We start from the raw sequence: 25,692 nt of genomic DNA, 5'->3' as shown, positions 1-25,692 counted from the left end.
TGAAGGGCTTCAGCATACGTAACTCCCCCCGGGGCGGACCCACACGGTCCGCCCTCTTGATGCGCGCACCCCTCCGGCGCCATATTGGTCCGGACCATTGCCGTGGTGCCCTCTCCTGGAGGCAGAGACGTGCGCGTCGTTCCCGTTCCCCTCCGGCTCTGCGCCGTACTCGTCCTCGTCCCCTCCTGCGCGTGGGCCGGGCCGGACGGCGGCGAGAGCGGCCGACCGCCCGCCGCGCCGGTGGGCGTCACCGCCGCCGCGGGCAGCGCGACCAGCGTGCACGTGATGTGGAACGCCGTGCCCTCGGCGGAGGGCGTCGATCGCTATGAGGTGTATCGCGGCCCCACGAAGATCGAGGATGTGCCGGGTTCACAGCACATGGTGGATGTCACCAGGCTCAAGCCCTCCACCCCGTATGTCTTCACTGTGCGCGCCCGCGACACCCAGGGACGCCTCGGCCCGCCCAGCCGAGAGGTGCGCGCGACGACTCCCGCGGTCGCGGTGGCGGACCGCTCGGCCCCGACCCGCCCCGGGGACCTGACGGGCCGGGCGGCGGGCAGCCGGGCCGTCCAGCTGTCCTGGTCCGCCTCGACGGACGACCGGGACGTGGTGTCGTACGACATCCACCAGGGCGGCAGCAAGATCCACAGTGTGGGCGGCGACCAGACTGCGGCCGTGGTCACTGGGCTGCGTCCGGGCACCCACTACTCCTTCACCGTCCGTGCCCGGGACGCGGCCGACAACCTCTCGCCGGCCGGAGCCACCATCCGCCTGACCACGCCCGGCAGCGACGACGGCCGGGCCACGGCACCGGCCGACTTCCGCGCCACGACACGGCTGGGCGGTGACGGCGCGTACTACCTCGACCTGGCCTGGGTGCCGCCCGCTACGGACGGTGTCGTCACGGAGTACCGGGTCCACCTCGACGGCACGGCGGCCACCTCGCTGGTGTTCGGCGGGACGCCTCCGCGCGGGAGGGCGACGTACAGCTTCTATCTGGGCCGCGAGGCCGGGGAGAGCCACCGGGTGCGCATACGGGCCCGGCTGCCCGACGGCACCTGGGGCGGCCTGTCGGAGGAGCGGACCGTGACTACGGGCGCTCCCGCGGCTCCGTGACCGGCCCGTCGCGTTTACGCCGGACGAACGACCCCGTCACCTGACCGGGGGAGCTCCGCATGCGGGCCGGGCGACGGGCACGTTGGCTTTCCCTGAGGCAGCACGGGCCTTCCCCCACCTCGGCGGCGCCACGGATGTACCGCCGACCGTGCCGCCGGAGGGCAGTCCATGCGCACTACTCAGCCACTTCTCCGCTCCGGCCTGACCGTCGCGGCCGTCGCCGCGCTGCCGCTCGCCCTGACCGCCGGGCCGGCCGCCGCTGCCCCGGGCATCTCCGTGAGCACCTCCGGATCGACGGTCTCCGTCACGACCACGGCCTGCTCCCGCACCGCCCCCACCGGCGGCTGGGGCACCGCCTCGCTGCTCACCAGCAGCCAGGCGAACTTCAGCCAGGGCCGCCAGGCGGCCCTGTCGGGGACCACCTCGCTCCAGTCCGCGGCCTGGTCGAGCGTGAGCCCCGGGACGTACACGGTCATCGTGATGTGCGCCTTCGACAACAGCGTCGCGGGCACCCAGTCGATCATCGTTTCGGGGTCGGCGACGCCCACGATCTCGGCGACGGCCTCCGCCTCCCCGTCCCGCGGTGTGATGGGCGGTCTGGGCGGCGCCACCAAGGACTACGGCACCCTGACACTGGCGGCCGGCGGCGGCCTGGTGGCACTCGGCGCAGTGGCCACGGCGTGGTTCCTGCGTCGCCGCTCGCGGCCGTACCGCCTCTGAAAGGCCCCTACTTGTCGGGGAGTTCGGCGAACTCCTCCAGGGCTTCGGTGAGCCACCGGGTCCAGAAGGTCTCCAGTTCGATGCCCGCGCGCAGGACCAGGTGCTGGAGCCTGGCCTGCGCGCTGTCGTTGCCGGGCGGGAAGTCGCGCTGCTGGATCTCCTCGTACTCGGCCAACTGCCGCCGGTGCAGGTCGAGATGGCGGCGCAGGTCGGCTTCGAGGCCCTCCGTGCCGACCACGGCCGCCGCGCGCAGCCGCAGCAGCAGGGCGTCCCGGTGCGGTTTGGGGTCCTGCGCCGCGGCCGTCCAGCGTTCGAGTTCGGCACGGCCGGCGGGTAGGACCTCGTAGCTCTTCTTCTGGCCCCGCGTGGGCTGGGCCGCGGGCAGGGCCCGGATGTAGCCCTCCGCCTCCAGTTTTCCCAGCTCGCGATAGATCTGCTGGTGCGAGGCCGACCAGAAGTAGCCGATCGACTTGTCGAACCGACGGGTCAGATCAAGCCCCGCCGACGGCCTTTCGAGCAGAGCGATGAGGATCGCGTGCGGGAGTGACATGGGGTCATCCTAGGGACGGCGCCTGTTCGACTAGAGGGCCGCCGCGACCTCGGTGCCCTGCTTGATGGCCCGCTTGGCGTCCAGTTCGGCGGCCACGTCGGCGCCTCCGATCAGGTGCGCGCTGCGACCGGCGGCCACGAGCTCCTCGTACAGGTCCCGGCGCGGTTCCTGTCCGGTGCACAGCACGATGGTGTCCACCTCCAGGACGGTGCTCTCCTCGCCGACGGTGATGTGCAGTCCGGCGTCGTCGACACGGTCGTAGCGCACGCCCGGGACCATGGTGACGCCCCGGTGCTTGAGCTCGGTGCGGTGGATCCAGCCGGTGGTCTTGCCGAGCCCGGCGCCGACCTTGCTGGTCTTGCGCTGGAGGAGGTGCACGGTGCGGGGCGGGGCGGGGCGTTCGGGGGCGGCGAGTCCGCCGGGTGCCGAGTAGTCCATGTCCACGCCCCACTGGCGGAAGTACGTCGCCGGGTCCTCGTGCGCCTTGTCGCCGCCGTCGGTGAGGAACTCGGCGACGTCGAAGCCGATGCCCCCGGCGCCGAGGATCGCCACCCGGTCGCCGACGGGGGCGCCGTCGCGCAGCACGTCGAGGTAGCCCACCACGCTCGGGTGGTCGACACCCGGGATGTCGGGGGTGCGGGGGCTGACGCCGGTGGCGACGACGACCTCGTCGTAGGCGTCCAAGTCACCGGAGGAAACGGGGGTGTTGAGCCGTACGTCCACGCCGTGGGCGTCGAGCTGGTGGCGGAAGTAGCGGATCGTCTCGTCGAACTCCTGCTTGCCGGGGACCTTGCGGGCGACGTTGAGCTGGCCGCCGATCTCGCTCGCGGCGTCGAACAGGGTGACCTCGTGGCCGCGTTCGGCGGCACTCACCGCGCAGGCCAGTCCGGCGGGCCCCGCGCCCACCACCGCGACCCGCCTGCGCAGCCGGGTCGGGGACAGCACCAGCTCGGTCTCGTGGCAGGCGCGCGGGTTGACCAGGCAGGAGGTGATCTGAAGGTTGAAGGTGTGGTCCAGGCAGGCCTGGTTGCAGCCGATGCAGGTGTTGATGGCCTCGGGACGCCCCTCGGCCGCCTTGTTCACGAACTCCGGGTCGGCGAGCATCGGGCGGGCCATGGACACCATGTCCGCGCACCCGTCGGCGAGCAACTCCTCGGCCAGCTCGGGGGTGTTGATGCGGTTGGTGGTCACCAGCGGGACGGACACCTCGCCCATGAGCCGCTTGGTCACCCAGGTGTAGGCGCCGCGCGGCACCGAGGTCGCGATGGTGGGGATGCGGGCCTCGTGCCAGCCGATGCCGGTGTTGATGATGGTGGCCCCGGCGGCCTCGACGGCCCTGGCGAGCGTGATCACCTCGTCCAGCGTGGAGCCGCCCGGGACGAGGTCCAGCATGGACAGCCGGTAGACGATGATGAAGTCCTCGCCGACGGCCTCGCGCACCCGTCGCACGATCTCGACCGGGAAGCGCATGCGGTTCTCGTACGAGCCGCCCCAGCGGTCGGTGCGGTGGTTGGTCTGCGCGGCGATGAACTCGTTGATGAGGTAGCCCTCGGAGCCCATGATCTCGACGCCGTCGTAGCCGGCCTGCCGGGCGAGCCGGGCCGCGCGGGCGTAGTCCTCGATGGTCCGCTCGACGTCGGCGTCGCTGAGCTCGTGGGGCGGGAAGGGGCTGATCGGCGCCTGGAGGGGGCTCGGGGCGACGAGGTCCTGGTGGTAGGCGTACCGGCCGAAGTGCAGGATCTGCATCGCGATCCGGCCGCCCTCACGGTGCACGGCCTCGGTGACGACCCGGTGCTGCTCGGCCTCCGCGTCGGTGGTGAGCTTGGCACCGCCCTCCCAGGGCCGCCCCTCGTCGTTGGGCGCGATGCCACCGGTGACGATGAGCCCCACTCCCCCACGCGCGCGTGCCGCGTAGAACTCCGCCATGCGCTCGAAGCCACGCTCAGCCTCCTCCAGGCCGACGTGCATCGAGCCCATCAGGACGCGGTTGGGCAGCGTGGTGAAGCCCAGGTCGAGCGGGCTCAGCAGGTGCGGGTAACGGCTCATCGGGCCCCTCCGTGGCGGTGGCGTGCCTCTCTGTTGTAGAGGACCACGAGCCGTTTATGCAACTAGTTGCACAACCGGGCCGGGGTGATACTAGCCACGCAGGGTCACCTCAGTCGATGGTCTCCTCGCCGTCCTCGGAGGGGATCTCGACCGCCGCGAGGCTGCCCAGCAGGGACAGCGCCTGCTCGGACGGGCTGCCCGGTTCGGCCTGGTAGACCACCAGCTGCTGGCCCGGGGCACTGTTGACGGTCAACGACTCGTAGTCCAGGGCCAGTTCGCCGACCATCGGGTGCCGGAAGCGTTTGGTCTCACGGGTCTTCTGGCGGATGTCGTGGCGGGCCCAGAGCCTGCGGAACTCCTCGCTCTTGAGGGAGAGTTCACCGACCGTGGCGATCAGGCGCGGGTCGTCGTGGTCGGTTCCGGCGTTGGCCCGCAGCCCGGCCACACTGTTGACGGCCACACGGTCCCAGTCCGGATAGAAGGTGCGGGCGTCCGGATCGAGGAAGACCAGCCGCATCAGGTCTCCGCTGTAGGTGTGGCCGGCGAACAGTGCACGGCCCAGGGAGTTGTGGGCCAGCACCGTGAGGCTGCGCCCCAGGACCACGGCCGGCGTGGTGTGCCAGCCCTCCATCATCCGCAGCAGGACGGGGCTGACCCGTTCCGCCCGGGTACGGCCGCGAGGGCGGGCCGCGACGGGTCGGGCCAGGCGGTGCAGGTGGTCGGCGGCGTCGGCCTCCAGACCCAGGGCCCGGGCCAGCGCGTCGACCACTTGAACGGAGGGGTTGCGCTCGCGGCCCTGTTCCAGGCGGACGTAGTAGTCCCCGCTGACCCCGGCCAGCAGGGCGACCTCCTCCCGGCGCAGGCCCGCCACCCGGCGCCGGCCACCGGCCGGGATCCCCGCGTCCTGCGGGCTCACGAGAGCGCGGCGGGCCCGGAGGAACCGGCCGAGCGGGTTGTCGGTGTCCATGCCGTCGACCGTACGCCCGGCCCTGCCACGACGAGGGCCCTCAGGGTGGCCGCGGTACTCCTACGATCCGCTCTCCTCGGGGAGGCACGGCCTGGTCCCGGGGCCGGGCCCACCCCACCGTGGAGGGCATGACACACACCCAGAACCTCACCCACCGCGTCGCGGTCGTCACCGGCGCCTCCAGCGGGATCGGCGCGGCCACGGCACGCCGTCTCGCCGACGCCGGGGCGAGCGTGGCCCTCCTGGGCCGCCGCGAGGACCGGCTCATGACGCTGGCCGACGACCTGCGCCGCACCGCCACCGGCTCGGTCCTGCCCGTGACCGTGGACCTGACCGACGCCGAGGCCGTCACGGAGGCGGCCGGCGCCGTCACCACGGCGCTCGGCGCTGTCGACCTGGTCGTGGCCAACGCAGGTGCGATGCTCGGCGCTCCCTTCGAGCGGGCCGCCATCAGCGAGTGGGACCACATGATCGACATCAACCTGCGCGGGCTGCTGCACACCTCCCGCGCCTTCACAGGCCAGCTCCTGGCCGCGGCGGCGGGCGGCGGTCCGGCGGACCTCGTCCACGTCGGCTCAGTGGGCGGGCACCTCCTCTTCCCGGACTGGTCCGTCTACTGCGCCACCAAGGCGGCCGTCTCCCACCTCACCCGCAATCTGCGCGCCGAACTCGGCCCGCGCGGAGTCCGGGTGAAGAACATCGAACCGGGCGTCACTGCCACGGAGCTCGGCGCGGACATGCAGGACACCGAGACGCGTGCGTCCCTGTCCCGCATGCGCGCCGACGTGAGTCCCCTGACCGCGACGGACATCGCGGAAGCGATCGCCTTCGCAGTGGCAGCCCCGCCGAACGTCAACGTCGCCGAGATGGTGGTGGTGCCGGTGCGCCAGGGTTGATCACAACACCCCAGGCAATCAACGGCTCTCCAGCCGCACATGCAGCTCCCGCTCCTGATCCCCGGAGGCGGACGCAAGATCCCGCACCGTGAACATCGAATCCAACGTCGACCGAAGCCTCTCGATGGCCCAGTACCCGCCCTGCGCATCCGCCTCCACAGAGGACGACAACCGCGCAGGCGGTGGACACGACCGCGCCTCGGTCACCTCGAACGTCCCCAGCCACACCATCGGCCGCGTCTCGTGCAGCTGCTGCGGCACCTCGTCCGCACCCCGGTCCGACTCGAAACACGTGTTCAGCGTGTCGAAGACGATCCGGGCGTCGTCCGCGCTGCATCCGCTGATCTCCAGCGAGACGGACTCGTCGTGCGCTCGCTCACGATCCATCGTGGTCGCTCCTCTCATGGCGATGACCGGTACCGCCGGGTTCCCCGCGAACCGCGCCACACCCTCAGAAAAGCACCACCTTTCACCGAGCACTACCCGCGGCCCACTCAGCGGCGGGGCCGGTCCCGGTGCGGATCGAACAACGGGAGGGCGATCCCGGCGAGCACCAGGCCCGTGGCCACGAGAATCCCTTCCGGCAGAGCCATTCCGACGGCCAGGAGGGTCAGGGCGAGGGCGAGGGTCCCCCAGGCGCCCGCGCGTCGGTACTCGCGGGGCCTGGCGGGACGGCCCGCCCCGAGCGCACGGGCGAACCGTGGGTCGTCACGCTCCAGCCGGGCCGCGAGGTCGACCAGGTGTTCGTCGTCGGGCTGGCGCATGACTCCTCCTTCGCACGGCGAACGTCCGCTACCGTTCGGCGTCCGCACCCACCCCGACGGAGACCGGCTGTGGCGAGGTGTCGTCCCCGGGCGTCCGGGCACGACGACGGGACCCCAGGGCCCGGGCCAGCAGTTGGGCCCGCCCCGCGGCCACGGGACCGAGAACGGCCAGGACAAGGACATACCCGGCGATGAACGGCGCCAGACGTGCGTCGAGTCCCGCACTGGCCGCCATCGCGCCGAGGATCAGGGCGAACTCCCCCCGGGCCACGAGGGTGGTGGCGATGTCGGCGGCGGGCTGGGCGCCGTAACCGTAGAGGCGGGCGACGAGAAGGCCGGCGACGACGTTCATCACGACGGTCACGGCGGCCGCGGCGGCGACGGGTCCGGCGACCGACGTGACGACGCCGGGGTCGATGGACAGTCCGAAGGCGAAGAAGAAGATCGCGGCGAAGGCGTCGCGCAGCGGGTGCACGAGTCGGCGGATGCGGGGCCCGGAGGGTGTGCCGGCCAGGATCAGGCCGACCATGAACGCGCCGATGGCGTCGGCGACGCCCAGGACCTCGGAGACGCCGGCGACGAGGACGGCGGCGCCGAGGAAGCTGATGACCAGGAGTTCGTTGTCGCGCACGTGGATCAGTCGGCCGATCCAGCGGGTGCCGTACCGGGCGGCGACGGCGAGCACCAGCAGGAACCCGAAGGCCTTGCCCGCCTGGAGGAGCACCTCCATCGGACCTCGGGCGCCGCTGATGACGGGCTGGAGCGCGGCGAGGTAGAGGGCGAGGAAGATGTCCTCCACCACGATCACACCGAGGATCAGCCGGGTCTCGGGGCGGCCGATCCGCCCCAGATCGATCAGGACCTTGGTGACGATCGCGGAGGAGGAGATACCGAGGACGCCGGCGAGCACCAGTGCCTCCCGGCTCCCCCAGCCCAGGGCGAATCCGAAGCCGAGCCCCGCGCCGACGTTCGCCAGGAGGTAGATGCCGCCTGCCGCCAACAGGCGCTTTCCGCCGGTGCGCAGGTCGTCGACGTGGAACTCCAGGCCCAGGTAGAACAGCAGCAGCACCAGGCCGAGCGCGGAGAGCATCTCGAAGTCGTGCGCGTCCTCGACCAGGACGATGCCGGGGGTGTGCGGGCCGAGCAGGATGCCGGCGAGCATGAACAGCGGGATGGTCGGCAGTCCGATCCGGCCGCCGAGGCGGGCGAGGAAGGCGGCGGCCAGGAAGGCGCCGCCCATCGCGAGCAGGGTGTCAGCGTGTCCCACGGGTCACCTCCCCCGGGGGCGCGGACGGACGTGCGTGCTGTGTCTCACGGGGGTGGATGCGAAGTCTCCCTTTGTGCAGTGGGGTGTTTGTGCCACCGTCGCATCCGGTCGCCGGGCCCCGCCATCGGTGCCGACCCCCATTTCACCGAGGGCCGGCACCCGCCCGTGAATGCCTCAACTCCTGGTGAAGCGGTACGTCTTGCTGTCCGTCAGCACACAGAAGCCGGGTGAGACGACGATCACGCGCAGGGTTCCGTCACGGCGGTCGTAGTCGATGCCCTCCGCCTCGAACTCGCCGGAACAGGAGCTCCGCAGGGGCAGTTGGCGCAGTGCCGTGACATGGCCGGAGACGTTCGCCGTGCCGCTCGGGGCGGCGGACAGGTCGATCTGCAGGAGCGGCTTGGTGTAGCCGAACAGCGTGCCCGCAGGGTCGTCGGAGGAGCACAGCAGCTGGGTGGCGCTCAGGAAGTCGCAGCCCTGTACGTCCCGTACGGCGTGGTCGAGGGTGACGGTGGCCGCCTGCGGGAGGTTGGCCGAGGGCGAGGTGCTCGCGTTGACGCCGGGCGTGGGGAAGACCAGGAAGCGGCTCATGGTGCCGTACTCACCCGACAGCATCCACTGTCCGTCGGGCGAGATGGCGACCCAGGAGTTGTTGAGCGCCTCGCCGGAGCCGAGCGCGTGGACGTACTCGGACCAGCTCCCGTCCGGCGCCTGCACCCGGTACATCTTCGCGGTGCCGGAGTCGGCCTGGTAGGGCTCGATGTAGTGGCCGTCGTAGGAGGCGTCGGGGTCGCCGACGTGGTTCCAGCCGCGGCTGCTGACCCCGGCGGGGATGGTTCCGATGCCGGTGTACCGGTTGGCGGCCCCGGCGGGAACCTCGACCGAGGTCAGGCCCTGGCTCTCGGTCAGCGGGTCGGCGCGGTCGGAGCCGGTCTCGGTCCAGGTGTCGGCTGCGGAGGCAGGCGGGGCGGCGGCCAGGAGAGCCGTCGCGGTGAGGGTGACGAGGGCGGCGAGGACCGCGTGACAACGCTGTCTGGCGCGCGGGGGCATGGGTGTCTCCTGATGCTCCTGGGGCGGAGGTGGGGTGGCTCGGCGGTCAGTCTGGCGCCCTCGGGATGGTCATGTACAGACCAAAATGATGAACGAGAGGTTTTCATCACCCCGCGCACTTCGCCGGACGCGCGCCCCCGTGTTGAGAGATGGTGGAAGAACACCACCGCGTGGTCCTGGAGACGGTTGAGCGCGGTAGAACAGGGGAGTCGGCACGGGGGTACGGCGTGCCGCGAGAACGGTCGAAGGCGGTTCGTGCAATGGGTGCAGCCGGAATACCCGTGTCCGAGGGCGGGGAGCCCGCGCGCGGGACGGTACGGCCGAGCGGGCTGCTCGACGAGTTGGGCATGGCGTCGGTGGTGACGGACACCGAGGGCCGCATCGTGCTGTGGAGCCCGCAGGCCGAGGAGCTGTTCGGCTACACCGCGCAGGAGGCGCTGGGGCAGTACGCGGCCCATCTGATGATCAACGAGCAGCATTTCGACCTGGTCGTCAAGCTGTTCGCCGATGTCATGGAGACCGGACAGAGCTGGGCCGGAGCCTTCCCCGTACGGCACAAGAACGGCGACACCAAACTCGTCGAGTTCCGCAACATGCGGCTGCTTGACGACCACGGGGACGTCTACGCGCTGGGGCTGTGCGCCGACCAGCGGACCGTGCGCCGGCTGGAGCGGGACGTGGCCCTGTCGACGCGGATGGTCTCCCAGTCCCCCATCGGACTGGCCGTCCTGGACACCGAGCTGCGGTACGTGTCCGTGAATCCGGCGCTGGAACAGCTGAACGGAGTACCGGCCGCGGAGCACGTCGGGCGGAAAATCGGCGAGGTTCTGCCCCACCTCGACGTGGCCGCGTTCGAGGCGGCCGCCCTGGAGGTGATGCGGACCGGCAAGCCGCTCGTCGACCAGCACACGGTCGGCCGCACGCCCGCGGACCCCGACTCGGAGCACGCCTGGTCGGTGTCCCTGTACCGCCTGGAGGACGCGAACGGAACCGTCCTCGGGGTGGCGGGCTCGGTCCTGGACGTCACCGAGCAGCATCTCGCCACCGTGGAGGCCGAAGGCGCCCGGCGCCGTCTGGCGCTGGTCGCCGACGCCTCCGCCCGTATCGGCACCACGCTGGACCTGGACCGCACGGCCCGTGAGCTGGCCGACGTGGCCGTGCCGGAGCTCGCGGACGTGGCGGCCGTGGACCTGCTGGAGGCGGTGGTGCAGGGCAGACCGAGCACCCTCGTCCTCGGAGAGCCCGCCGTGATCCGCCCGCTGGCCGTCGAGGCGGCCGATGCCCCGGACGCCCTCAACGCGGCCGATCCGCCCGGGCAGGTGGCCCGGTACGCCCCCGAACGCCTGGTCACCGAGTGCGTGCGCACGGCGAGCCCGGTCCTCGTGCCGCGGGTCGGGCCCGACGACCTCGCCCGTATCGCCCGCTCACCGGAGGCGGCCGCGCTGCTGGCCAAGGCCGGTGTGCACTCCTATCTGGCCGTACCGCTCATCGCGCGCGGGGAGGTGCTCGGCGCCCTCGATCTCAAGCGCGTCGACAACCAGGAGCCGTTCGGCGAGGACGACGTACTTCTGGCACGGGAGCTCGCGGCCCGCGCGGCGGTGCAGATCGACAACGCCCGCTGGTACCAGGACGCCCGCAACACCGCGCTCACCCTGCAGCGCAGCCTGCTGCCCAGTCACCCCTCCGTGACCGGCGGCCTGGAGGTCGCCTCCCGTTACCAGCCGGCCGGCGCCACCGCTGAGGTCGGCGGCGACTGGTTCGACGTGATCCCGCTCGACGAGGGCAAGACCGCCCTGGTGGTGGGCGACGTGATGGGCAGCGGCATCAACGCCGCCGCGACCATGGGCCGGCTGCGCACCGCGACGAACACCCTGGCCTCGCTCGACCTGGACCCGGCCAAGCTCCTCGAACACCTCGACCGGATCACCGACGGCCTGGACGACGCCATCGCCACCTGCGTGTACGCCGTGCACGATCCGCGCCTCGGACAGTGCCGGATCGCCAACGCCGGGCATCTGCCACCGGTACGGCTGCGTCCGGGCCGTCCGCCGGAGCTGCTCGACCTCCCCACCGGGGCGCCGCTGGGCGTGGGCGGAGTCGCCTTCTCCACGACCACCGTCGACCTCGCACCCGGCGACCGGCTCGTCCTCTACACGGACGGCCTCGTCGAGACCCGCCAGCACCCGCTCGACGAGCGCCTGGACGCGCTCCTGGACCTGCTCGACGGTCCCGACGGTCTGCTGGAGGACGTCTGCGACCTGCTGCTGCGCACCCTGCACCAGCCGGACAACTCCGACGACGTGGCGCTGTTGATCGCGCGGGTGCAGACGCCGGTGACCTGAGGGACGACACAGAGGTGGTCACGGGCGGGCCGGAGCACTCCGGTCTGCGCAGGACCGCGGGAGCGGCGGCCCGGGCGAGCTCGGGCGGCGTCCTGGCCGTCGGCGACACGGTTACCTGTGCGGTGCCTCCTCGTCGCCGTCGCCCTCGAAGTCCTCTGACAGCACACGGCAATGGCCCGGCCCCGGGGAGGTGGCGGCCCTCCCGGAGACCGGCGTCACGAGGGCCCGCTGGCGGAGGGCACGGCCTCCTGACGCTCCTCGGGCGCGCCGGCGGGTCGCCGGGGCACCAGGAGCGGGGTGGCCAGCAGCAGGAGGCCGGCGAGCGCGATCGCCTCACGGGTTCCGGTGACACCGGCCAGCAGGCCCCACAGCGCGGTCAGCGCCGCGGTGGTGAGTTTGCCGGTGACCGACCAGGCGGTGAGGGTACGGGCCACCCGGTCCGTGGGGGTCATCTCCAGCCGGTAGGTGGAGAACACCGGGTTGAAGACAGCACAGGAGGTGATCACCCCGAGTTCGATGGCCATGACGAGCAGCAGCCCGGCGGTCCCGGGGCCGACGAAGGCGAGGCCGAGGGGCCAGCACACGCGTAGGACACCGGAGACGTGCAGGACCCGGTGCCGTCCGTACCGGGCGACCAGGGGGCGGGCGATCCGGGAGCCGAGGAGACCTCCGAGGCAGGGCACCGCGAAGGCGAGACCGTACTGCCAGGGGGCGAAGCCCAGCGGGCCGAGCATGAGGACGGTGAGCAGCGGGACGGGCACCATGATCAGGGTGTTGACCAGGACCGTGTTGAAGAACCACGGGCGCAGCGCGGGGCTGGTCAGGATGTGGCGCCAGCCCTCCAGAAGCGAGCCCTTCACCCTCTCGCCGGGCGCGGGCCGCGGCTCGCCGCCGCCGACCGCGCGGATGCCCAGCGCCGAGAGCAGGTAGCTGACGGCGTCGGCCAGCAGGGTGGTCACCGGGCCGAAGAGCCCGATGGCGACTCCGCCGAGGGGAGGTCCGAGCACGATGCTGGTCCAGGTGGTGGCCTCGAACCGCCCGTTCGCGGCCAGCAGGTCCTCCCGGGGCAGCAGATGCTTGAGGAAGGCCCCGGACGCCGCGTTGAAGGTGATGTCGGCCGCCGACACGAGCACCGACACCACCAGGAGCTGGACGAAGCTGAGCACGCCGAGCGCGTAGGTGGCGGGGACGCTCAGCAGTGCGGCGAACCGGACGAGGTCCGTCGCGACCATCACCGGTCTCTTACGGCGGAACTCCACCCAGGGCCCGAGCGGCACCGCCGCCACGGCCCCGACGGCGAGTCCCGCGGCCGCCAGCGCCGACACCGCGGCGGGACCCGCGTGCAGCACCACCACGGCGATCAGCGGGAAGGCGCCGAACGACAGCGAGGTGCCGAACGCACTGACCGCGTAGGCCGCCCACAGCCACCCGAACCGCCGTCCCAGCGACCGTTTCCCGCTCACGCCCCGAACCCCCTCGCCGACAACCTCGCGTTGACCGACGCCATCCAACCGAGTGCCGGGCCTGCCTATCAAACAACCACCGGACCGGGCGGCCACAACCCGGGGTTGTCCCGGTGACGGCCTAGGCTGCCCGCATGGATCTCGACGCCGTACGAACCTTCGTCGCCGTGGCCGACGCGGGGCGGTTCCAGGAAGCCGCCGACCGGCTGGCGGTCACCCAGCAGGCCGTGTCCAAGCGGATCGCCGCACTGGAGAAGGACCTCGGGGCGCGCCTGTTCACCCGAGCCCCGCGCGGCACCCGGCTCACCATCGACGGCCAGGCCTTCCTGCCGCACGCCCGCGAACTCCTGAGGGCCGCGGAACGCGCGGCCGCTTCGGTGCGGCCGGGCAGCCGGGCCCTGCGCGTGGACGTCATCGGCCGCCGGCTCGCACCCGCCGAACTGCTGCGCGCCTTCCACCGCACCCACCCCGACACCGAGCTCGACGTCGTCACCCTCTTCGACGCCGACGCGGCCCTCGCCGCGATCCGGTCCGGCACGATCGACGCCTCCTTCCGCGCCGTACCCCGGTCCGCGGGGCAACCCTCCGACGGCATCACGTCCATGCGGGTCTACGACGAGCCCATCCAGCTGCTCACCGGTCCTGACCACCGGCTCGCGGCCGCCCGAGCGGTCGAGCCCGCCGCGCTGGCCGGGCACCGCATCTGGATGCCCGGCCTCGTCACCGGGACCGAGTGGGGCACGTACTACGACGACCTCGCCGCCGCCTTCGGGCTCACGATCGAGGTCACCGGCCCCGACTTCGGAACCGACCCCCTCCTCGACACCATCGCCGACTCCCCGTCCCTGGCGACCCTCGTCGGCGAGCTGACCCGCTTCGTCTGGCCGGCCGACCAGGACCTGCGGCGGATCCCGGTGCGCGGGCCCACGCCGGTCTACCCGCACTCCCTGATCTGGCGGGCCGACAACCCGCACCCGGCCCTCGGCGCCCTCCGGGACCACCTCCACGCCACCCGTCCCGAACCGCCGGGCGCCGGGGTGTGGGCACCTAGCTGGGCCTGACGACTGTCGGCCCGATCGCGATGAGTTCGGGCTGCGGCGCGAGTCTCTTCTGGCGACCCTCGTAGAGCGTCGTACGACGCTGCCCGGAACGAGACTTCACGGAGGACCCATGACGACCGCACCCGACAACTCGTCCAAAGCGCTGCCCGGCCGCCCGCCCGTCGTCGACCTGGCCACCTGGCAGGCCGCCCGCGACGAACTGCTGGTCCGCGAGAAGGCCCACACCCGTGCGGGCGACGCCATCGCCGCGGCCCGCCGACGGCTGCCGATGGTGGAGTTCGACGGCACGGTCGAGGTCGTGGGACCCGACGGACCGGTCCCGTTCCTGGACCTGTTCCAGGGCCGCGAAGAGCTCGTGGTCTACAAGCACATGTGGTACGACGGCGCCCCCCACCAGGGTCAGTGCGAGGGCTGCACCACCACGGCCTGGCATCTGCAGGACTCGGTCTATCTCCACGCCCGCGGCGTGTCGTTCGCCGTCCTGACCACGGGCCCGTGGGACGAGGTGGCCCCCTATGTCGAGTTCATGGGGTACACCCAGCCCTGGTACTCGGTGCGGGGCGTGGAGGGGCCGGCCGGCGGGGACATGGGGTATCTCACCTGCTTCCTTCGCGACGGCGAGCGCGTGTTCCTCACCTACTCCACGACGGGTCGGGGCAACGAGCGGGTCAACCCGGCCCTCGGACTGCTCGACATGACGCCCTACGGCCGCGGCGAGGCGTGGGAGGACAACCCCCCGGAGTGGCCCGAGGGAGGCGACGCCTGCTGGTCGTGGCGCTCGGACGCGGACGGGAACGCCACCTGGGGTCCGACCAGCCGTCCCGTGCCGCAGTGGACCCGCCCCGGCGCGACTCCCGTCGAGACCCTCGGCCGGAGCGGCCACCACCACTGACTCGCGCTCGCTCTACCTCCGGGTCCCGAGTACGACGTGGGCGTAGAGCTCCTCGGAGACCGCCAGGCGGGTCGTCAGACCGCTCCGGTGGAAAGCCTCGACGGCGGCGGGGGCCTGGCGTTCGCTCGTCTCGACGAGGAGACACCCGCCGGGGGCGAGCCACTCGCGGGCCTCGTCGGCGACCCGGCGCAGGATGTCCAGGCCGTCGGTGCCGCCGTCGAGAGCGACCTGGGGCTCGTGGTCGCGGGCCTCGGCGGGCAGGAGGCCGACCTCGTCGGTGGGGACGTAGGGCACGTTGGCCGCGAGGATGTCGACACGGCCGCGCAGGTCGGCGGGCAGGGCCTCGAAAAGGTCGCCGGCGTGGACGCGACCGCCGGCCTCGGCGGTGTTGCGGCGAGCGCAGTCCACCGCGGCCGGATCGATGTCGGCGGCGTGCAGCTCGACCGGGCCCAGCGCGGCGGCGAGCGCGGCCCCGACGGCACCCGAACCGCAGCACAGGTCCACGACGACGGAGGCGTCCGGCACCTGGACGAGGGCCTGTTCGACGAGGAACTCGGTGCGGCGGCGGGGCACGAAGACGCCGGGTGTCACGGTGATGCGCAGTCCGCGGAACTCGGCCCAGCCGACGACGAGTTCCAGCGGGTGTCCGGCGACCCGGCGGTCCACCATGCGGGCCAGCTCGTCCGGAGTACGGGCGGCGGCGAGGATCAGCCGGGCCTCGTCCTCGGCGAAGACACAGCCCGCGGTGCGCAGCGCGGCGACGACGGAGTCGGGAGAGGTGGACCAGGGAAAAAGGGGAGAGCGTGGAGGCATGGAAGCCGGGAGCCTTTCGAGAGCCGAAGGGCGCTCCAGCGGTCACCTACAGGCGGTGATCCGCGCCGGTTCGAGGGGAGAGCACCCGATCTGACACAGCGTTGACGGGTCTCACCTCCTCGGTTTCTCACGGCTGGGACCTCCCTCAGCCGGACGGCCACCCTACACCGGCGGCCCGACCGGTCCGGGCCCCCTTCCCCCATGAGTTGTATTCTGCAACCAGCTGCAACCAGCACTGCGAGGGAGGCCAGGTGGACACAGCCACAGCCGTGGAGACCATCCAGCACGAGATGACCGTCTTCGCCCGGCGCGCCCGGGCCTCGGCAGGGCGCCTGCATCCCGAGCTGTCGCTGGTGTCGTACACCCTGCTCGGGCATCTGGAGGAGCGCGACGGCTGCCGCGCCACCGACCTGGCCGCCCACTACGCCCTGGACAAGTCCACGGTGAGCCGACAGGTCGCCGGGCTGGAGCGGGCCGGACTCATCGAGCGGCGCACCGACCCGGACGACCACCGCGTCCAGGTCCTGCATCTGACCGAGGCCGGACGGGACATCCTCGGCCAGGTCACCGTGAGCCGCCGGGCGGCCGTGGGCGAACGGCTCGCGGAGTGGTCCGAGGAGGACCTGGAGCGCTTCGCGGGATACCTCGTGCGCTACAACGCCTGGCCGCGGTCCGGCTGACCTGGCACCCGTGCGGCGAGGAAGGCGGTGCTGCGGCGCAGGCGGAAGCCGAGGGACTCGTAGAGCCGGACGGCACGGGTGTTGCCCGCGCCGGTGTGCAGGAACGGGGTCTCGCCGCGCTCCCGTATGCCGTGTGCGACGGCGTGGACCAGCCGGGTCGCGAGGCCCTGGCCGCGGACGGCGTCGTCGGTGCAGACCGCGCTGATCTCGGTCCAGCCCGGCGGGTGCAGCCGCTCCCCCGCCATGGCGACGAGCCTCCCGTCCCGGCGTATGCCCAGGTAGGTGCCCATCTCTATGGTGCGGGGCAGGAAGGGTCCGGGCTGTGTGCGGGCGACGAGGTCGAGCATCTCCGGCACGTCGGCGGGGCCGAGCCGGACCGCCTCCGGGTCGGGTGTGGCGGCGAGGCCGTCGTCCACGAACTGCACGCCGTCGACGTGGAAGGTGATCTCCCAGCCGTCCGGTACCCGGCCGGTGAAACCCGCCAGCGCCACCTCGGCGCCGGGGCCCACGAGCGCCGCGACATCGGACCAGTCGCCGGCGTCGGGATCGTCGGGCAGGGCCACCCACGGGGACACGTCGAGGGGGTAGCGCAGGACTCGGCCGCGCTTCTCGGCGAAGTGGGCGTGGGGGCCGGTCAGGGAGGCCAGGGCGGGGTTGTCGAGAACGTGCGGGACCTTCGTGTCCCCCTCGCCGGACGCGTGATCCTCGACGTACCGCACGGGCTGAGCCATCTGGTTCCTCACTCTCCTCGCTCCGTCACCGGGGCACCGTCCCGGCACTCCAGCGCCAAGGACCGGCGCGCGGCGGCTATTCCCGCGCCCCCGCAGTGTTCATACGGCCGCAATGATGGGGGAACTGACCTGGAGCGGGGCACCTGGGGCGACAGCGTACGGTTGATGCATGAACGTCACCCGAGGCTTCACCGGACGCCCCCGCGTCCCCAACCCCGGGCTCCCGCCCGGCCAGTACGACGCGGGCGACGACTGGCCCGTCCTCTCCGCGGAGGTCACGCCGGACCTGTCCCCGGCCGACTGGACGTTCCGCGTGGACGGCCTGGTCGAGGAACCCCGCACCTGGGACTGGGACGAGGCGCACGCGCTCCCGGGGTCGGTCTACGAGGGTGACATCCACTGTGTGACGAGCTGGTCGAAGTTCGGGGTGCGGTTCGCGGGCGTCTCGTTGGACGCCTTCCTGGATGTGGTGCGGCCACATGGGTCCGCCACCCATGCCGTCGCCTATTCGCACACGGGTTACACCACCAACCTGCCGCTCGCGGACCTGACGGGCGGGCAGGCCTGGATCGCCTGGGAGTACGACGGGAAGCCGCTGCCCGCCGAGCACGGTGGGCCCGCCCGGCTGTTGGTGCCGCACCTGTACTTCTGGAAGAGCGCCAAGTGGGTCGCGGGGCTGACGCTGCTCGACCACGACGAGCCGGGTTTCTGGGAGCAGAACGGCTACCACGAGCGGGGCAACCCCTGGGAGGAGCAGAGGTACTCCGGTGACTGAGACACTGCGCTCCCCCGCCTCCGCTCCCGTCACGCGGTTCGCGGTGCCCGGGCGTATCGCCGTGAGCAACCGGGCCGCCTCCGAGTGGCAGACCGCTACGCTCACCGAGATCCGCCGGGAGACCCCGCACGCGTCGACGTTCCGCTTCGCCGTGCCCGACTGGCAGGGGCATCTGCCCGGCCAGCACCTGATGCTGCGGCTGACCGCCGCGGACGGGTACACGGCCCAGCGGCACTACTCGATCGCGTCCGCGCCCGAGGACTCCGGGCACATCGAGCTGACCCTGGACCATGTCGAGGGCGGTGAGGTCTCGGGCTGGTTCCACACGGTGGCCCAGCCCGGTGACGAGGTCCAGGTGCGCGGGCCGCTGAGCGGTTTCTTCGCCTGGCCGGGCGACCGGCCCGCGCTGCTGATCGGGGCCGGGTCCGGGGTCGTACCGCTGATGTCGATGGTGCGGCACCACCGGGGGCTCGGTCTGTCCGTGCCGCTACGGCTGCTGGTGTCGGCGCGCGGTCCCGAGGAGCTCATCTACGCGCGGGAGTTCGGGCCCGAGACGACCCCGGTGTACACGCGGAGGGCTCCGGAGGGTGTGCGGGTGGGACGTATGACCGCAGCACATGTGGCGCCGTTCCTGGCCGATCAGCCGGATAATGGATGGGAGGCCTATGTGTGCGGTTCCAACGCGTTCGCCGAGCATGCCTCGCGGCTGCTCGTGGAGGCCGGTCAGCCGGTGGAGCGCATCCGGATCGAACGCTTCGGCTGACGGGCGGTGCGCCTGCGCACTCCATGCGAATGTGCGCCATCCCACAAGTGAACGCAGCGGGTAGAGGGGTACTACACCTGTGCCACTCGCAGGCGTGCGTGGTGCGGAGGTCGACATGCGAACCCGGGTGCGCGGCTGGCGCTGGCGGCGCAATCCGCTCAGGCGCCGGTCGGACGTCGTCGAGGCGTGGACGGTCCTGACCGTCGCTCTTCTCTTGATTCTGGTAGCCCCGTTGGTGGGCGCGGTCGTGGGCTGGTGGGCCCATGACGACGCCCGTGCGGTGGCGAGCGCGCAGCGTGCGGAACGCCATCGCGTCCACGCCGAGGTCGTCGGCAAGGTCCCTGACTCGCCGCCGGCGGTCCAGGGCGGCCGCGAGCGCTCGTACCGGGTGGCCGTGCGCTGGGCGGAGGCCGGGGGCGTCGTGAAGACGGCCACCGCGCGGGTCCCGGGCGGTACCGAGCAGGGCGAGAAGGTCGACGTGTGGTTCGACTCCCGGGGCCGGAGCGTGGCCCCGCCGCCCGACGAGACCGCGATCTGGCAGCACACCGTGACGATGGGCGCCTGTGGCGTGGGGGCGGCCGTCGCCGTCATCCTCCTCGGGCACTCCCTGGTACGCGGCGCGGCGGGCCGCCACCGACTTGCCGAGTGGGAGCGGGACTGGGCCCTCACCGAACCGCAGTGGACCCGCCGCCGGGCCTGACCGCCCGTACAGCGGCCATGACCGGCTCCCACCTTGGTCCTCGCCGAGCGCAGAAAGGCTGCCGTGGGGTTCGGCCCGGGGCACTGCGCACCGTCCCGGCACATGCCGACACCGCAGGGGTGAGCCACCTCCGGCCCGGACCGACTCCTCCACCACCGGGCTCCCGGCTCCCGGCTCCGCCTGGGTGAGCCGCCTCCGGCCCGGGTCGATACCGCCGCTACCCCGCCCCCGGCCCACGCTCCCAGCCCCGGCTCAGCCGACACCGCATGAGTGAGCCACCTCCGGCCCAGGCCGACCCCGCCACCACCGGGCTCCCGGCTCCCCTCTCCCGGCTCCCGGCTCCCGGCTCCCGGCTCAAACCGACACCGCACGCTCATACGCCACCCCTGGCCCAGACCGACCCCGCCACCTCCCCGCCTCCCCGCCTCCGCACGAACCAACGTGGTCACGGTCGGGGTCTCACTGGGAATCGCCGCCCACCCGGGCGGCACCCGGCCCTACGCCACCCCCTCCTGCATCCGGCGCGCAATCCCCCGATGCGTCCGCAGCGCGTCCGGCAGGCCCGGCAGCAGCGGCTCGCCGCGGTCCACGAGGATCCGGCCGGCCACCACCGTGGTCCACGCGCGAGCGGGCCCGCAGCGCAGCCACGCCTCGACCGGGTCCGTGAGCGCGCCCGCGAGCGCCACCTCGTGCAGGTCCCAGACGACCAGGTCGGCGCAGGCCCCCGGCCGCAGGTGACCGATCTCGTCCGCGCGGCCCAGACAACGGGCCGAGCCCCGGGTCGCGAGGTCGAGAGCGTCCCGCGCGGTCATCGCACCCGGCCCGCCCCGGTACCGGCCGAGCAGCAGTGCGCCCCGCGTCTCCATCCAGAGCGAGGCGTGGTCCGTGGAGGCCGAGCCGTCGCAGCCGATGCCGACCGGCATCCCCAGCTCGCGCATCTCCCGCACCCGCGCGGTCCCGCCGCCGATCAGCATGTTGGAGCTCGGACAGTGCGCCACCCCGACGCCGGCGGCCGCGAGCCGGCGCAGTTCGGCGTCGTTCGGGTAGATGCAGTGGGCGACCCAGGTCCGCTCGCTCATCCAGCCCGTCTCCTCGAAGTACTCGACGGGACGGCAGCCGTAGGTCTCCAGGCAGTAGGTGTCCTCGTCGCGGTCCTCGGCGAGGTGGGTGTGCAGCCGGACGTCGTACCGCTCGGCGAGCTGGGCGGTCGCCGTCATCAGCTCCTTGGTGACGGAGAACGGCGAACAGGGAGCGAGCCCGACCCTGATCAGTGCGCCGGGCGAGGGGTCGTGGTGCGCCCTGATGAGCCGTTCGCTGTCGGCGAGGACTTCCTCTTCCGTCTGCGTGACGCTCCTCGGCGGCAACCCGCCGTCCTCCACCGAGCGGGTCATCGAGCCCCGGGTCGCGTGGAAGCGGAAGCCGATGTCGAGGGCGGCGCGGATCTCGGCGTCGACGAGGCGGGGCCGTGGATGGACGTAGAGGTGGTCCGAGGAGGTGGTGCAGCCGCCCATCAGCAGCTCGGTCATGCCGACGTACGCCGAGACGTACGCGGCCTCCTCGTCGAGGGCGGCCCACAGCGGGTAGAGGGTGGTGAGCCAGTCGAAGAGGGAGCCGCCCACCGCGGGGGCGTAGGAGCGGGTGAGGTTCTGGTAGATGTGGTGGTGTGTGTTGACCAGGCCCGGGGTGACGAGACGTCCGGCCGCCGAGACGGTCCTCGCGGCCTCCGGTTCGGTGCCCGCGCTCCCCACCGCGGTGACCCGACCATTCGCGACGGCCAGCCAGCCGCCCGCGATCTCCCGCTCCCCGTCCACGACCAGCAGCCCGGCGTCCTTGACCAGCAGATCCACGACTGTCGACATGGCGTCAGCGTAGCCAGCCGGTCACGCAAAGGCCTGGCGATTCGTCCGACCACCCACGTACGGTGTGATCATCCGGCACTGATCCTTCGCAAAGGCGGTCCTACATGGCCCTGTTCGACCTCCCCCTCGACGAGCTCCGCGAGTACCACAGCGACTCCACCGAGCCCGAGGACTTCGACGCGTTCTGGTCCAAGACCCTTCAGGAGGCCCGCGAGCACGACCTGGACGCCCGTTTCGAACTCGTCGACACCGGCCTGTCCACGGTCAAGGTGTACGACGTGACGTTCGCCGGGTTCGGCGGCCACCCGGTCAAGGGCTGGTTCACGATCCCCGCCGAGGTCTCCGCCCCGGTGCCGGTGGTGGTGGAGTTCATCGGGTACGGCGGCGGCCGCGGCCTGCCGCACGAGCATCTGCTGTGGGCGTCGACCGGCCGGGCGCACTTCGTGATGGACACCCGCGGTCAGGGCAGCGCCTGGGGCGGCGGCGGTGGCACCGCGGACCCGGTGGCCGGCGCGCCCGCGTACCCCGGGTTCATGACCCGCGGTATCGACGCCCCCGAGAACTACTACTACCGCCGGGTGTTCACGGACGGCGTGCGCGCGGTGGAGGCGGCCCGTTCGCACCCGCTGACCGACCCGGCGCGCACGGTCCTGCTCGGCGGCAGCCAGGGCGGTGGCATCTCGATCGCGGTGGGCGGTCTGGTCCCGGACCTGGCGGCGGTCGCCCCGGACGTGCCGTTCCTGTGCGACTTCCCGCGCGCGGCCACCTTGACGGACCGACACCCGTACCGGGAGATCGGCCTCTACCTCAAGACGCACCGCCGCCGCTTCGAGGACGTCCTCGGCACCCTCGCCTACTTCGACGGCGTGCACTTCGCGAGCCGCGGCCGCGCCCCGGCGCTCTTCTCGGCGGCCCTGGAGGACCAGACCTGCCCGCCGTCCACCGTCTTCGCTGCCTTCAACTCCTGGGCGCACGACGACAAGGCGATCGAGGTCTACGACTTCAACGACCACGAGGGCGGCGGCCCCTACCAGGAGGCGGCGAAGCTGAGCTGGCTGCGTTCGTACGCCTGAGTCCTGCCGGAGATCTTCCCTTCAGTCCGACCAGTCGGTATGTTCCGGTTCCCGGGTCGCAGTGTCGCGACCCGGGTTTCCGGCGACGACGGAGGGTCCATGTCCGAGCACCAGCCGACCGCCCATGGCCACTGCGACGAGCGCTTCGCGGCGGTGCGGACGGCGTTCGAGGAGAACTTCCGGGACCGTGACGAACTGGGCGCCGCGGTCAGCGTCACGGTCGGCGGTGAGACGGTGGTGGACCTGTGGGGCGGCTGGGCCGACGCGGCCCGCACCCGGCCGTGGGAGCACGACACGCTGGTCAACGTGTGGTCCACGACGAAGGGTCCGACGGCCCTGTGCGCCCACCTCCTCGCCGACCGGGGGCTGCTCGACTTCGACGCCCCGGTGGCCACCTACTGGCCGGAGTTCGCCGCGGCGGGCAAGGAGAAGGTGCTCGTACGGCACCTGCTGTCGCACCGGGCCGGGCTGTCCGGGCTGCGTGAGCCCCACTCCCTCGCCGAGCTCTGCGACTGGGAGCTGACGACCCGGCGGCTCGCGGCGACGGAGCCCTGGTGGGAGCCGGGCACGGCGGCCGGGTACCACGCCTTCACGTACGGCTTCCTGGTCGGAGAGGTCGTCCGGCGGGTCTCGGGGCTGTTGCCGGGCGCGTTCCTGGAGCGGGAGGTGACAGGACCGCTGGGCATCGACTTCACCGTCGGGCTGCCGCAGAAGGAGACCGGGCGGGTCGCCGAACTGGTGCATCCGCCGGCCGCGTCGGCAAGCGAACAGGCCGCCATCTTCGCCCAGTTGACGCCCGCGGCGATCGCCGCACTGGCCAATCCCATCGCCGGGGCGAGTGAGGCGAACACGCCCGAGTGGCGGGCTGCCGAGATCCCCGCCGCCAACGGACATGGCACCGCCCGGGCGGTCGCCGCGCTCTACGGGATCTTCGCGGGCCGCGGCTCGTACGACGGTCACCGGGTCCTGTCCCCGGAGATGGCCGAGCGGGTGCGCGAGGGTCAGGGCGGCTGCCGCGACCTGGTGCTGGGCATCGGACTCGGAAGGGACACGGAGCTCGGCCTCGGCCTGTGGCTCAGCGGGCCGAACGGCTCGTACGGGCCCAATCCGCGAGCCTACGGACACGACGGCTTCGGCGGCTCCTGCGGGCTGGCCGATCCGGACGCGGGGGTCTCGCTCGGGTATGTGATGAACCGGATGGGCCCGCACATCGCCGACGATCCCCGGAAGATGGCGCTGGTCGACGCGTTGTACAGCGCACTGTGACGGCGGGGTTCCGCCGTCGGGCTCACGGACCCTCGGCGCGGATCACACGGGACTGACGGCCGTTTCGTCGAGGGCGCCGGCAGTTCCGCGCCGGGCACGGGCCACAGGGTGTGGAGGCGAGCAGCTTCGCGCGGTCACCGCCGGCCCGCGGAAGATCGGCGGTGGCCTGCCCTGTCTCCAACTGCCGGGCGAAGGACGCCGGATGGCTCGGGAGCGGGGAGGGGCCGGGCTTCATGGGTGGAGCAGGCCGATCGGGTCGACCTCCCCGGCGTGGCCTGGGTCGTCCCGGGGCCGACGGCGACACCTGGTATCCGCGCGACTTCCTGGCACCGCTGGACGGCCCCGGCACGTCCGGGGCCGATGACCGTCGTACGGTCCCGGAGCGCCCCAAGCCGAAGAGGGCCGAACCGACGACGACCGGCAGTCCGTCCTGGTGGCCGGTCAGCGGGCGGACCGGACGGGCTCACCGGCCGACCCGCCCGCGTACGGCCACCAGGACGACCCCGGTGGCATGGCCGCCGCGTGCTCCTCCCAGGACCGCCGCAGGGGGCCGATCCGGACCGACTAGGCCGGACGTCTCGCCACGACCATGCGGACCCGTGGGCTGCCGTCCCCGCGTTCTCCGAACTCGGGCAGGGCGTGCAGCTCGACCTGGAGTCCGGCCCGTTCCAGTTCCCGCCGTACGTCCCCGAGCCGGAAGTCCCGGTAGTACATGACGAACGGCGGCCGCCACAGGGCGTTGCGCACCCGCATCACGGCGTCGAAGCCGAGGAGCATCCAGTAGGCGGGGGACGAGGGGCGGGGCGGGGCGACGATCGGGAAGGCGAAGCAGCCGCCCGGGCGCAGCACCTCACGGGCCTGCGCGAACAGGCCGGGCAGTTCTCGCGGCAGGAAGTGACCGAAGGCGCCGAAGCTCACGACGAGATCGAAGGAGGCGGGGGCGAACGGCAGGGCCCGCGCATCACCGCGCACCCAGGACACGCGTGGCCCCCCGGAGCGGGTCCGATGCCGGGCCACGTCGAGCATTCCGGCGCTGAAGTCGACTCCTGTGACGCTCTCCCGGCAGACCCTCGTCAGCACCTTTGCCCCGGCGCCGGTACCGCAGCACAGGTCGAGCCCGGCGTCGAAGGGACCCATGCGCCGGAGCGCGGAGGCGACGGAGTCCAGTACGGAGTCCGGCGTACGGAAGGGGGTGTGGTCGAACTTGGGGGCGAGCAGGTCGTAGCCGCGCTCGACGGACGACAGCGCCTGGACGGCGAGTTCGCGGAGGCTGGGGCCTTCTGGGCTGAACATCCGCGTCAGCTTAGGGGAGCGCGGCGCCGCAGAATGACGAGAACGCGCTCGCACCAGCGGACGTTGTCCGATTCGAAGGCGATTCCGCCCATGAGCGTGAGGTAGGGGCCGATCCGCTCGGCCTCCGCGAGGTACTGCTCCTCGGTGCGCCCGTCGAGGAGCCGGTCCCGCAACCGCTCGTAGCGGGCGAGCTTTCCGCGGGCCCAGGACAGACGCTCCTCCACCAGTTCCCGGGTGACCTCGGGGTCGGTCCCGTCCATGGCCTGGATCTTGATCAGGAACTCGTCACGGAGTGCGGCCGGTCTGCGGGGCGGTTCGGCGGCGAAGGCGCCGAGCTCGCTCCGGCCGGTCTCGGTGAGGGTGAACAGCCGCTTGTTGGGCCTGCGTTCCTGCTGCACCACCCGCGCCTCGATCAGCCCGTCCTGCGCCAGTCGCTCCAGCTCGCGGTAGAGCTGCTGCGGGGTCGCGGGCCAGAAGTTCGCCAGCGAGACGTCGAAGGCCTTGGACAGTTCGTAGCCCGAGGCCTCGCCTTCCAGGAGGGCGGCGAGAACGGCGTACTTGAGCGACATGTGGACACGCTAGCAGCCGGTGATTAATCTACTCCA

At 72.3% G+C, this 25,692-nt stretch carries 25 protein-coding genes; 12 read left to right on the top strand and 13 right to left on the bottom strand.

Annotation, left to right across the window (positions count from 1 at the left end; genetic code table 11):
- Positions 1 to 129 precede the first annotated feature (129 nt).
- Both AB0D34_RS02305 and AB0D34_RS02300 read left to right on the top strand, forming a co-directional pair.
- Positions 130 to 1,116 (top strand): fibronectin type III domain-containing protein, encoded by a 987-nt coding sequence (locus AB0D34_RS02305; protein WP_362655168.1) that lies wholly within the window; start codon positions 130 to 132, stop codon positions 1,114 to 1,116.
- A 168-nt stretch (positions 1,117 to 1,284) separates the two neighbouring features.
- Positions 1,285 to 1,836: a hypothetical protein gene (locus tag AB0D34_RS02300; RefSeq protein WP_362655165.1), complete on the top strand. Its 552-nt coding sequence runs from the start codon at positions 1,285 to 1,287 to the stop codon at positions 1,834 to 1,836.
- A gap of 7 nt (positions 1,837 to 1,843) precedes the next feature.
- Here AB0D34_RS02300 and AB0D34_RS02295 read toward each other — a convergent pair whose 3' ends face one another.
- From AB0D34_RS02295 to AB0D34_RS02285, 3 genes are all read right to left on the bottom strand, one after another.
- A complete protein-coding gene (locus AB0D34_RS02295) occupies positions 1,844 to 2,386 on the bottom strand; it encodes a PadR family transcriptional regulator (protein ID WP_362655164.1) in 543 nt (180 codons plus the stop codon).
- A 30-nt stretch (positions 2,387 to 2,416) separates the two neighbouring features.
- Complete coding sequence (locus AB0D34_RS02290; RefSeq protein WP_362655161.1) at positions 2,417 to 4,432, bottom strand: NADPH-dependent 2,4-dienoyl-CoA reductase; 2,016 nt, start codon at positions 4,430 to 4,432, stop codon at positions 2,417 to 2,419.
- A gap of 109 nt (positions 4,433 to 4,541) precedes the next feature.
- Positions 4,542 to 5,399, bottom strand: coding sequence for a helix-turn-helix transcriptional regulator (locus tag AB0D34_RS02285; protein WP_362655158.1), 858 nt, complete (start codon positions 5,397 to 5,399; stop codon positions 4,542 to 4,544).
- A 128-nt stretch (positions 5,400 to 5,527) separates the two neighbouring features.
- Here AB0D34_RS02285 and AB0D34_RS02280 point away from each other — a divergent pair, with 128 nt between their 5' ends.
- Positions 5,528 to 6,295, top strand: a complete 768-nt coding sequence (locus AB0D34_RS02280) for an SDR family oxidoreductase (protein WP_362655155.1) — start codon at positions 5,528 to 5,530, stop codon at positions 6,293 to 6,295.
- 18 nt (positions 6,296 to 6,313) lie between these two features.
- Here the strand turns inward: AB0D34_RS02280 and AB0D34_RS02275 are convergent, their stop codons facing one another.
- From AB0D34_RS02275 to AB0D34_RS02260, 4 genes are all read right to left on the bottom strand, one after another.
- Positions 6,314 to 6,682, bottom strand: coding sequence for a hypothetical protein (locus tag AB0D34_RS02275; protein WP_362655152.1), 369 nt, complete (start codon positions 6,680 to 6,682; stop codon positions 6,314 to 6,316).
- A 107-nt stretch (positions 6,683 to 6,789) separates the two neighbouring features.
- Positions 6,790 to 7,059, bottom strand: a complete 270-nt coding sequence (locus AB0D34_RS02270) for a DUF3040 domain-containing protein (RefSeq protein WP_362655150.1) — start codon at positions 7,057 to 7,059, stop codon at positions 6,790 to 6,792.
- 28 nt (positions 7,060 to 7,087) lie between these two features.
- The gene (locus AB0D34_RS02265) at positions 7,088 to 8,326 is read right to left on the bottom strand and encodes a cation:proton antiporter (RefSeq protein WP_362655147.1); all 1,239 of its coding nucleotides are present in this window, start codon (positions 8,324 to 8,326) and stop codon (positions 7,088 to 7,090) included.
- A gap of 174 nt (positions 8,327 to 8,500) precedes the next feature.
- The gene (locus tag AB0D34_RS02260) at positions 8,501 to 9,376 is read right to left on the bottom strand and encodes a hypothetical protein (protein WP_362655145.1); all 876 of its coding nucleotides are present in this window, start codon (positions 9,374 to 9,376) and stop codon (positions 8,501 to 8,503) included.
- 260 nt (positions 9,377 to 9,636) lie between these two features.
- Here AB0D34_RS02260 and AB0D34_RS02255 point away from each other — a divergent pair, with 260 nt between their 5' ends.
- Positions 9,637 to 11,718: a SpoIIE family protein phosphatase gene (locus AB0D34_RS02255; protein ID WP_362655142.1), complete on the top strand. Its 2,082-nt coding sequence runs from the start codon at positions 9,637 to 9,639 to the stop codon at positions 11,716 to 11,718.
- A gap of 215 nt (positions 11,719 to 11,933) precedes the next feature.
- On the opposite strand, the gene AB0D34_RS02250 is transcribed toward AB0D34_RS02255, so the two are convergent.
- Positions 11,934 to 13,181, bottom strand: a complete 1,248-nt coding sequence (locus tag AB0D34_RS02250) for an MFS transporter (protein ID WP_362655139.1) — start codon at positions 13,179 to 13,181, stop codon at positions 11,934 to 11,936.
- A 134-nt stretch (positions 13,182 to 13,315) separates the two neighbouring features.
- Here AB0D34_RS02250 and AB0D34_RS02245 point away from each other — a divergent pair, with 134 nt between their 5' ends.
- A complete protein-coding gene (locus AB0D34_RS02245) occupies positions 13,316 to 14,242 on the top strand; it encodes a LysR family transcriptional regulator (RefSeq protein ID WP_362655136.1) in 927 nt (308 codons plus the stop codon).
- Positions 14,243 to 14,351: 109 nt separating this feature from the next.
- On the top strand, positions 14,352 to 15,134 hold the full coding sequence (locus tag AB0D34_RS02240; RefSeq protein ID WP_362655133.1) for a DUF899 domain-containing protein: 783 nt from the start codon (positions 14,352 to 14,354) through the stop codon (positions 15,132 to 15,134).
- 12 nt (positions 15,135 to 15,146) lie between these two features.
- On the opposite strand, the gene AB0D34_RS02235 is transcribed toward AB0D34_RS02240, so the two are convergent.
- Positions 15,147 to 15,947 (bottom strand): putative protein N(5)-glutamine methyltransferase, encoded by an 801-nt coding sequence (locus AB0D34_RS02235; RefSeq protein WP_362655130.1) that lies wholly within the window; start codon positions 15,945 to 15,947, stop codon positions 15,147 to 15,149.
- Positions 15,948 to 16,198: 251 nt separating this feature from the next.
- Here AB0D34_RS02235 and AB0D34_RS02230 point away from each other — a divergent pair, with 251 nt between their 5' ends.
- Positions 16,199 to 16,627 carry a MarR family winged helix-turn-helix transcriptional regulator gene (locus tag AB0D34_RS02230; RefSeq protein ID WP_362655127.1) on the top strand — a complete coding sequence of 143 codons (429 nt, stop codon included), beginning with the start codon at positions 16,199 to 16,201 and terminating at the stop codon, positions 16,625 to 16,627.
- Here AB0D34_RS02230 and AB0D34_RS02225 read toward each other — a convergent pair.
- Complete coding sequence (locus AB0D34_RS02225; RefSeq protein ID WP_362655124.1) at positions 16,600 to 17,358, bottom strand: GNAT family N-acetyltransferase; 759 nt, start codon at positions 17,356 to 17,358, stop codon at positions 16,600 to 16,602. The two genes, AB0D34_RS02230 and AB0D34_RS02225, sit on opposite strands and share 28 nt — an antisense overlap.
- A 169-nt stretch (positions 17,359 to 17,527) precedes the next feature.
- Between AB0D34_RS02225 and AB0D34_RS02220 the strand changes: the two genes are divergently transcribed.
- The 3 genes from AB0D34_RS02220 to AB0D34_RS02210 all read left to right on the top strand — a co-directional run bounded on the left by AB0D34_RS02220 (position 17,528) and on the right by AB0D34_RS02210 (position 19,596).
- Positions 17,528 to 18,133, top strand: coding sequence for a sulfite oxidase-like oxidoreductase (locus AB0D34_RS02220; protein ID WP_362655122.1), 606 nt, complete (start codon positions 17,528 to 17,530; stop codon positions 18,131 to 18,133).
- Entirely contained in the window at positions 18,126 to 18,896 is a 771-nt protein-coding gene (locus AB0D34_RS02215; RefSeq protein ID WP_362655119.1) for a ferredoxin reductase, read from the top strand. The genes AB0D34_RS02220 and AB0D34_RS02215 overlap by 8 nt, the downstream gene beginning before the upstream one ends.
- A gap of 115 nt (positions 18,897 to 19,011) precedes the next feature.
- Positions 19,012 to 19,596: a DUF3592 domain-containing protein gene (locus AB0D34_RS02210; protein WP_362655116.1), complete on the top strand. Its 585-nt coding sequence runs from the start codon at positions 19,012 to 19,014 to the stop codon at positions 19,594 to 19,596.
- Positions 19,597 to 20,093: 497 nt separating this feature from the next.
- Here the strand turns inward: AB0D34_RS02210 and AB0D34_RS02205 are convergent, their stop codons facing one another.
- A complete protein-coding gene (locus AB0D34_RS02205) occupies positions 20,094 to 21,455 on the bottom strand; it encodes an 8-oxoguanine deaminase (protein ID WP_362655113.1) in 1,362 nt (453 codons plus the stop codon).
- Between the two features lie 104 nt (positions 21,456 to 21,559).
- On the opposite strand from AB0D34_RS02205, the gene AB0D34_RS02200 reads away from it, so the two are divergent.
- Both AB0D34_RS02200 and AB0D34_RS02195 read left to right on the top strand, forming a co-directional pair.
- On the top strand, positions 21,560 to 22,528 hold the full coding sequence (locus AB0D34_RS02200; protein WP_362655110.1) for an acetylxylan esterase: 969 nt from the start codon (positions 21,560 to 21,562) through the stop codon (positions 22,526 to 22,528).
- A 99-nt stretch (positions 22,529 to 22,627) separates the two neighbouring features.
- Positions 22,628 to 23,794, top strand: coding sequence for a serine hydrolase domain-containing protein (locus tag AB0D34_RS02195; protein WP_362655107.1), 1,167 nt, complete (start codon positions 22,628 to 22,630; stop codon positions 23,792 to 23,794).
- Between the two features lie 564 nt (positions 23,795 to 24,358).
- Here AB0D34_RS02195 and AB0D34_RS02190 read toward each other — a convergent pair.
- Both AB0D34_RS02190 and AB0D34_RS02185 read right to left on the bottom strand, forming a co-directional pair.
- The gene (locus AB0D34_RS02190) at positions 24,359 to 25,087 is read right to left on the bottom strand and encodes a class I SAM-dependent methyltransferase (protein ID WP_362655104.1); all 729 of its coding nucleotides are present in this window, start codon (positions 25,085 to 25,087) and stop codon (positions 24,359 to 24,361) included.
- Positions 25,088 to 25,092: 5 nt separating this feature from the next.
- Positions 25,093 to 25,656, bottom strand: coding sequence for a PadR family transcriptional regulator (locus AB0D34_RS02185; RefSeq protein WP_362655101.1), 564 nt, complete (start codon positions 25,654 to 25,656; stop codon positions 25,093 to 25,095).
- Between the last annotated feature and the right edge of the window lie 36 nt (positions 25,657 to 25,692).

The sequence above is a fragment of the Streptomyces sp. NPDC048420 genome (genome assembly GCF_040651535.1).
Lineage (GTDB): Bacteria > Actinomycetota > Actinomycetes > Streptomycetales > Streptomycetaceae > Streptomyces.
The sequence above is the reverse complement of the archived record's forward strand: the minus strand, read 5'-3'. Positions and strand labels throughout refer to the sequence as shown.

Bases quoted from the DNA above. Each gene is read 5' to 3' on its own strand.
- AB0D34_RS02245 (WP_362655136.1), top strand. From the start codon at position 13,316: ATGGATCTCGACGCCGTACGAACCTTCGTCGCCGTGGCCGACGCGGGG.
- AB0D34_RS02295 (WP_362655164.1), bottom strand. From the start codon at position 2,386: ATGTCACTCCCGCACGCGATCCTCATCGCTCTGCTCGAAAGGCCGTCG.
- AB0D34_RS02220 (WP_362655122.1), top strand. From the start codon at position 17,528: ATGAACGTCACCCGAGGCTTCACCGGACGCCCCCGCGTCCCCAACCCC.
- AB0D34_RS02280 (WP_362655155.1), top strand. From the start codon at position 5,528: ATGACACACACCCAGAACCTCACCCACCGCGTCGCGGTCGTCACCGGC.
- AB0D34_RS02285 (WP_362655158.1), bottom strand. From the start codon at position 5,399: ATGGACACCGACAACCCGCTCGGCCGGTTCCTCCGGGCCCGCCGCGCT.
- AB0D34_RS02200 (WP_362655110.1), top strand. From the start codon at position 21,560: ATGGCCCTGTTCGACCTCCCCCTCGACGAGCTCCGCGAGTACCACAGC.
- AB0D34_RS02255 (WP_362655142.1), top strand. From the start codon at position 9,637: ATGGGTGCAGCCGGAATACCCGTGTCCGAGGGCGGGGAGCCCGCGCGC.
- AB0D34_RS02235 (WP_362655130.1), bottom strand. From the start codon at position 15,947: ATGCCTCCACGCTCTCCCCTTTTTCCCTGGTCCACCTCTCCCGACTCC.
- AB0D34_RS02185 (WP_362655101.1), bottom strand. From the start codon at position 25,656: ATGTCGCTCAAGTACGCCGTTCTCGCCGCCCTCCTGGAAGGCGAGGCC.
- AB0D34_RS02270 (WP_362655150.1), bottom strand. From the start codon at position 7,059: ATGCGCCAGCCCGACGACGAACACCTGGTCGACCTCGCGGCCCGGCTG.
- AB0D34_RS02190 (WP_362655104.1), bottom strand. From the start codon at position 25,087: ATGTTCAGCCCAGAAGGCCCCAGCCTCCGCGAACTCGCCGTCCAGGCG.
- AB0D34_RS02195 (WP_362655107.1), top strand. From the start codon at position 22,628: ATGTCCGAGCACCAGCCGACCGCCCATGGCCACTGCGACGAGCGCTTC.
- AB0D34_RS02240 (WP_362655133.1), top strand. From the start codon at position 14,352: ATGACGACCGCACCCGACAACTCGTCCAAAGCGCTGCCCGGCCGCCCG.
- AB0D34_RS02290 (WP_362655161.1), bottom strand. From the start codon at position 4,432: ATGAGCCGTTACCCGCACCTGCTGAGCCCGCTCGACCTGGGCTTCACC.
- AB0D34_RS02210 (WP_362655116.1), top strand. From the start codon at position 19,012: ATGCGAACCCGGGTGCGCGGCTGGCGCTGGCGGCGCAATCCGCTCAGG.
- AB0D34_RS02260 (WP_362655145.1), bottom strand. From the start codon at position 9,376: ATGCCCCCGCGCGCCAGACAGCGTTGTCACGCGGTCCTCGCCGCCCTC.
- AB0D34_RS02300 (WP_362655165.1), top strand. From the start codon at position 1,285: ATGCGCACTACTCAGCCACTTCTCCGCTCCGGCCTGACCGTCGCGGCC.
- AB0D34_RS02205 (WP_362655113.1), bottom strand. From the start codon at position 21,455: ATGTCGACAGTCGTGGATCTGCTGGTCAAGGACGCCGGGCTGCTGGTC.
- AB0D34_RS02225 (WP_362655124.1), bottom strand. From the start codon at position 17,358: ATGGCTCAGCCCGTGCGGTACGTCGAGGATCACGCGTCCGGCGAGGGG.
- AB0D34_RS02275 (WP_362655152.1), bottom strand. From the start codon at position 6,682: ATGGATCGTGAGCGAGCGCACGACGAGTCCGTCTCGCTGGAGATCAGC.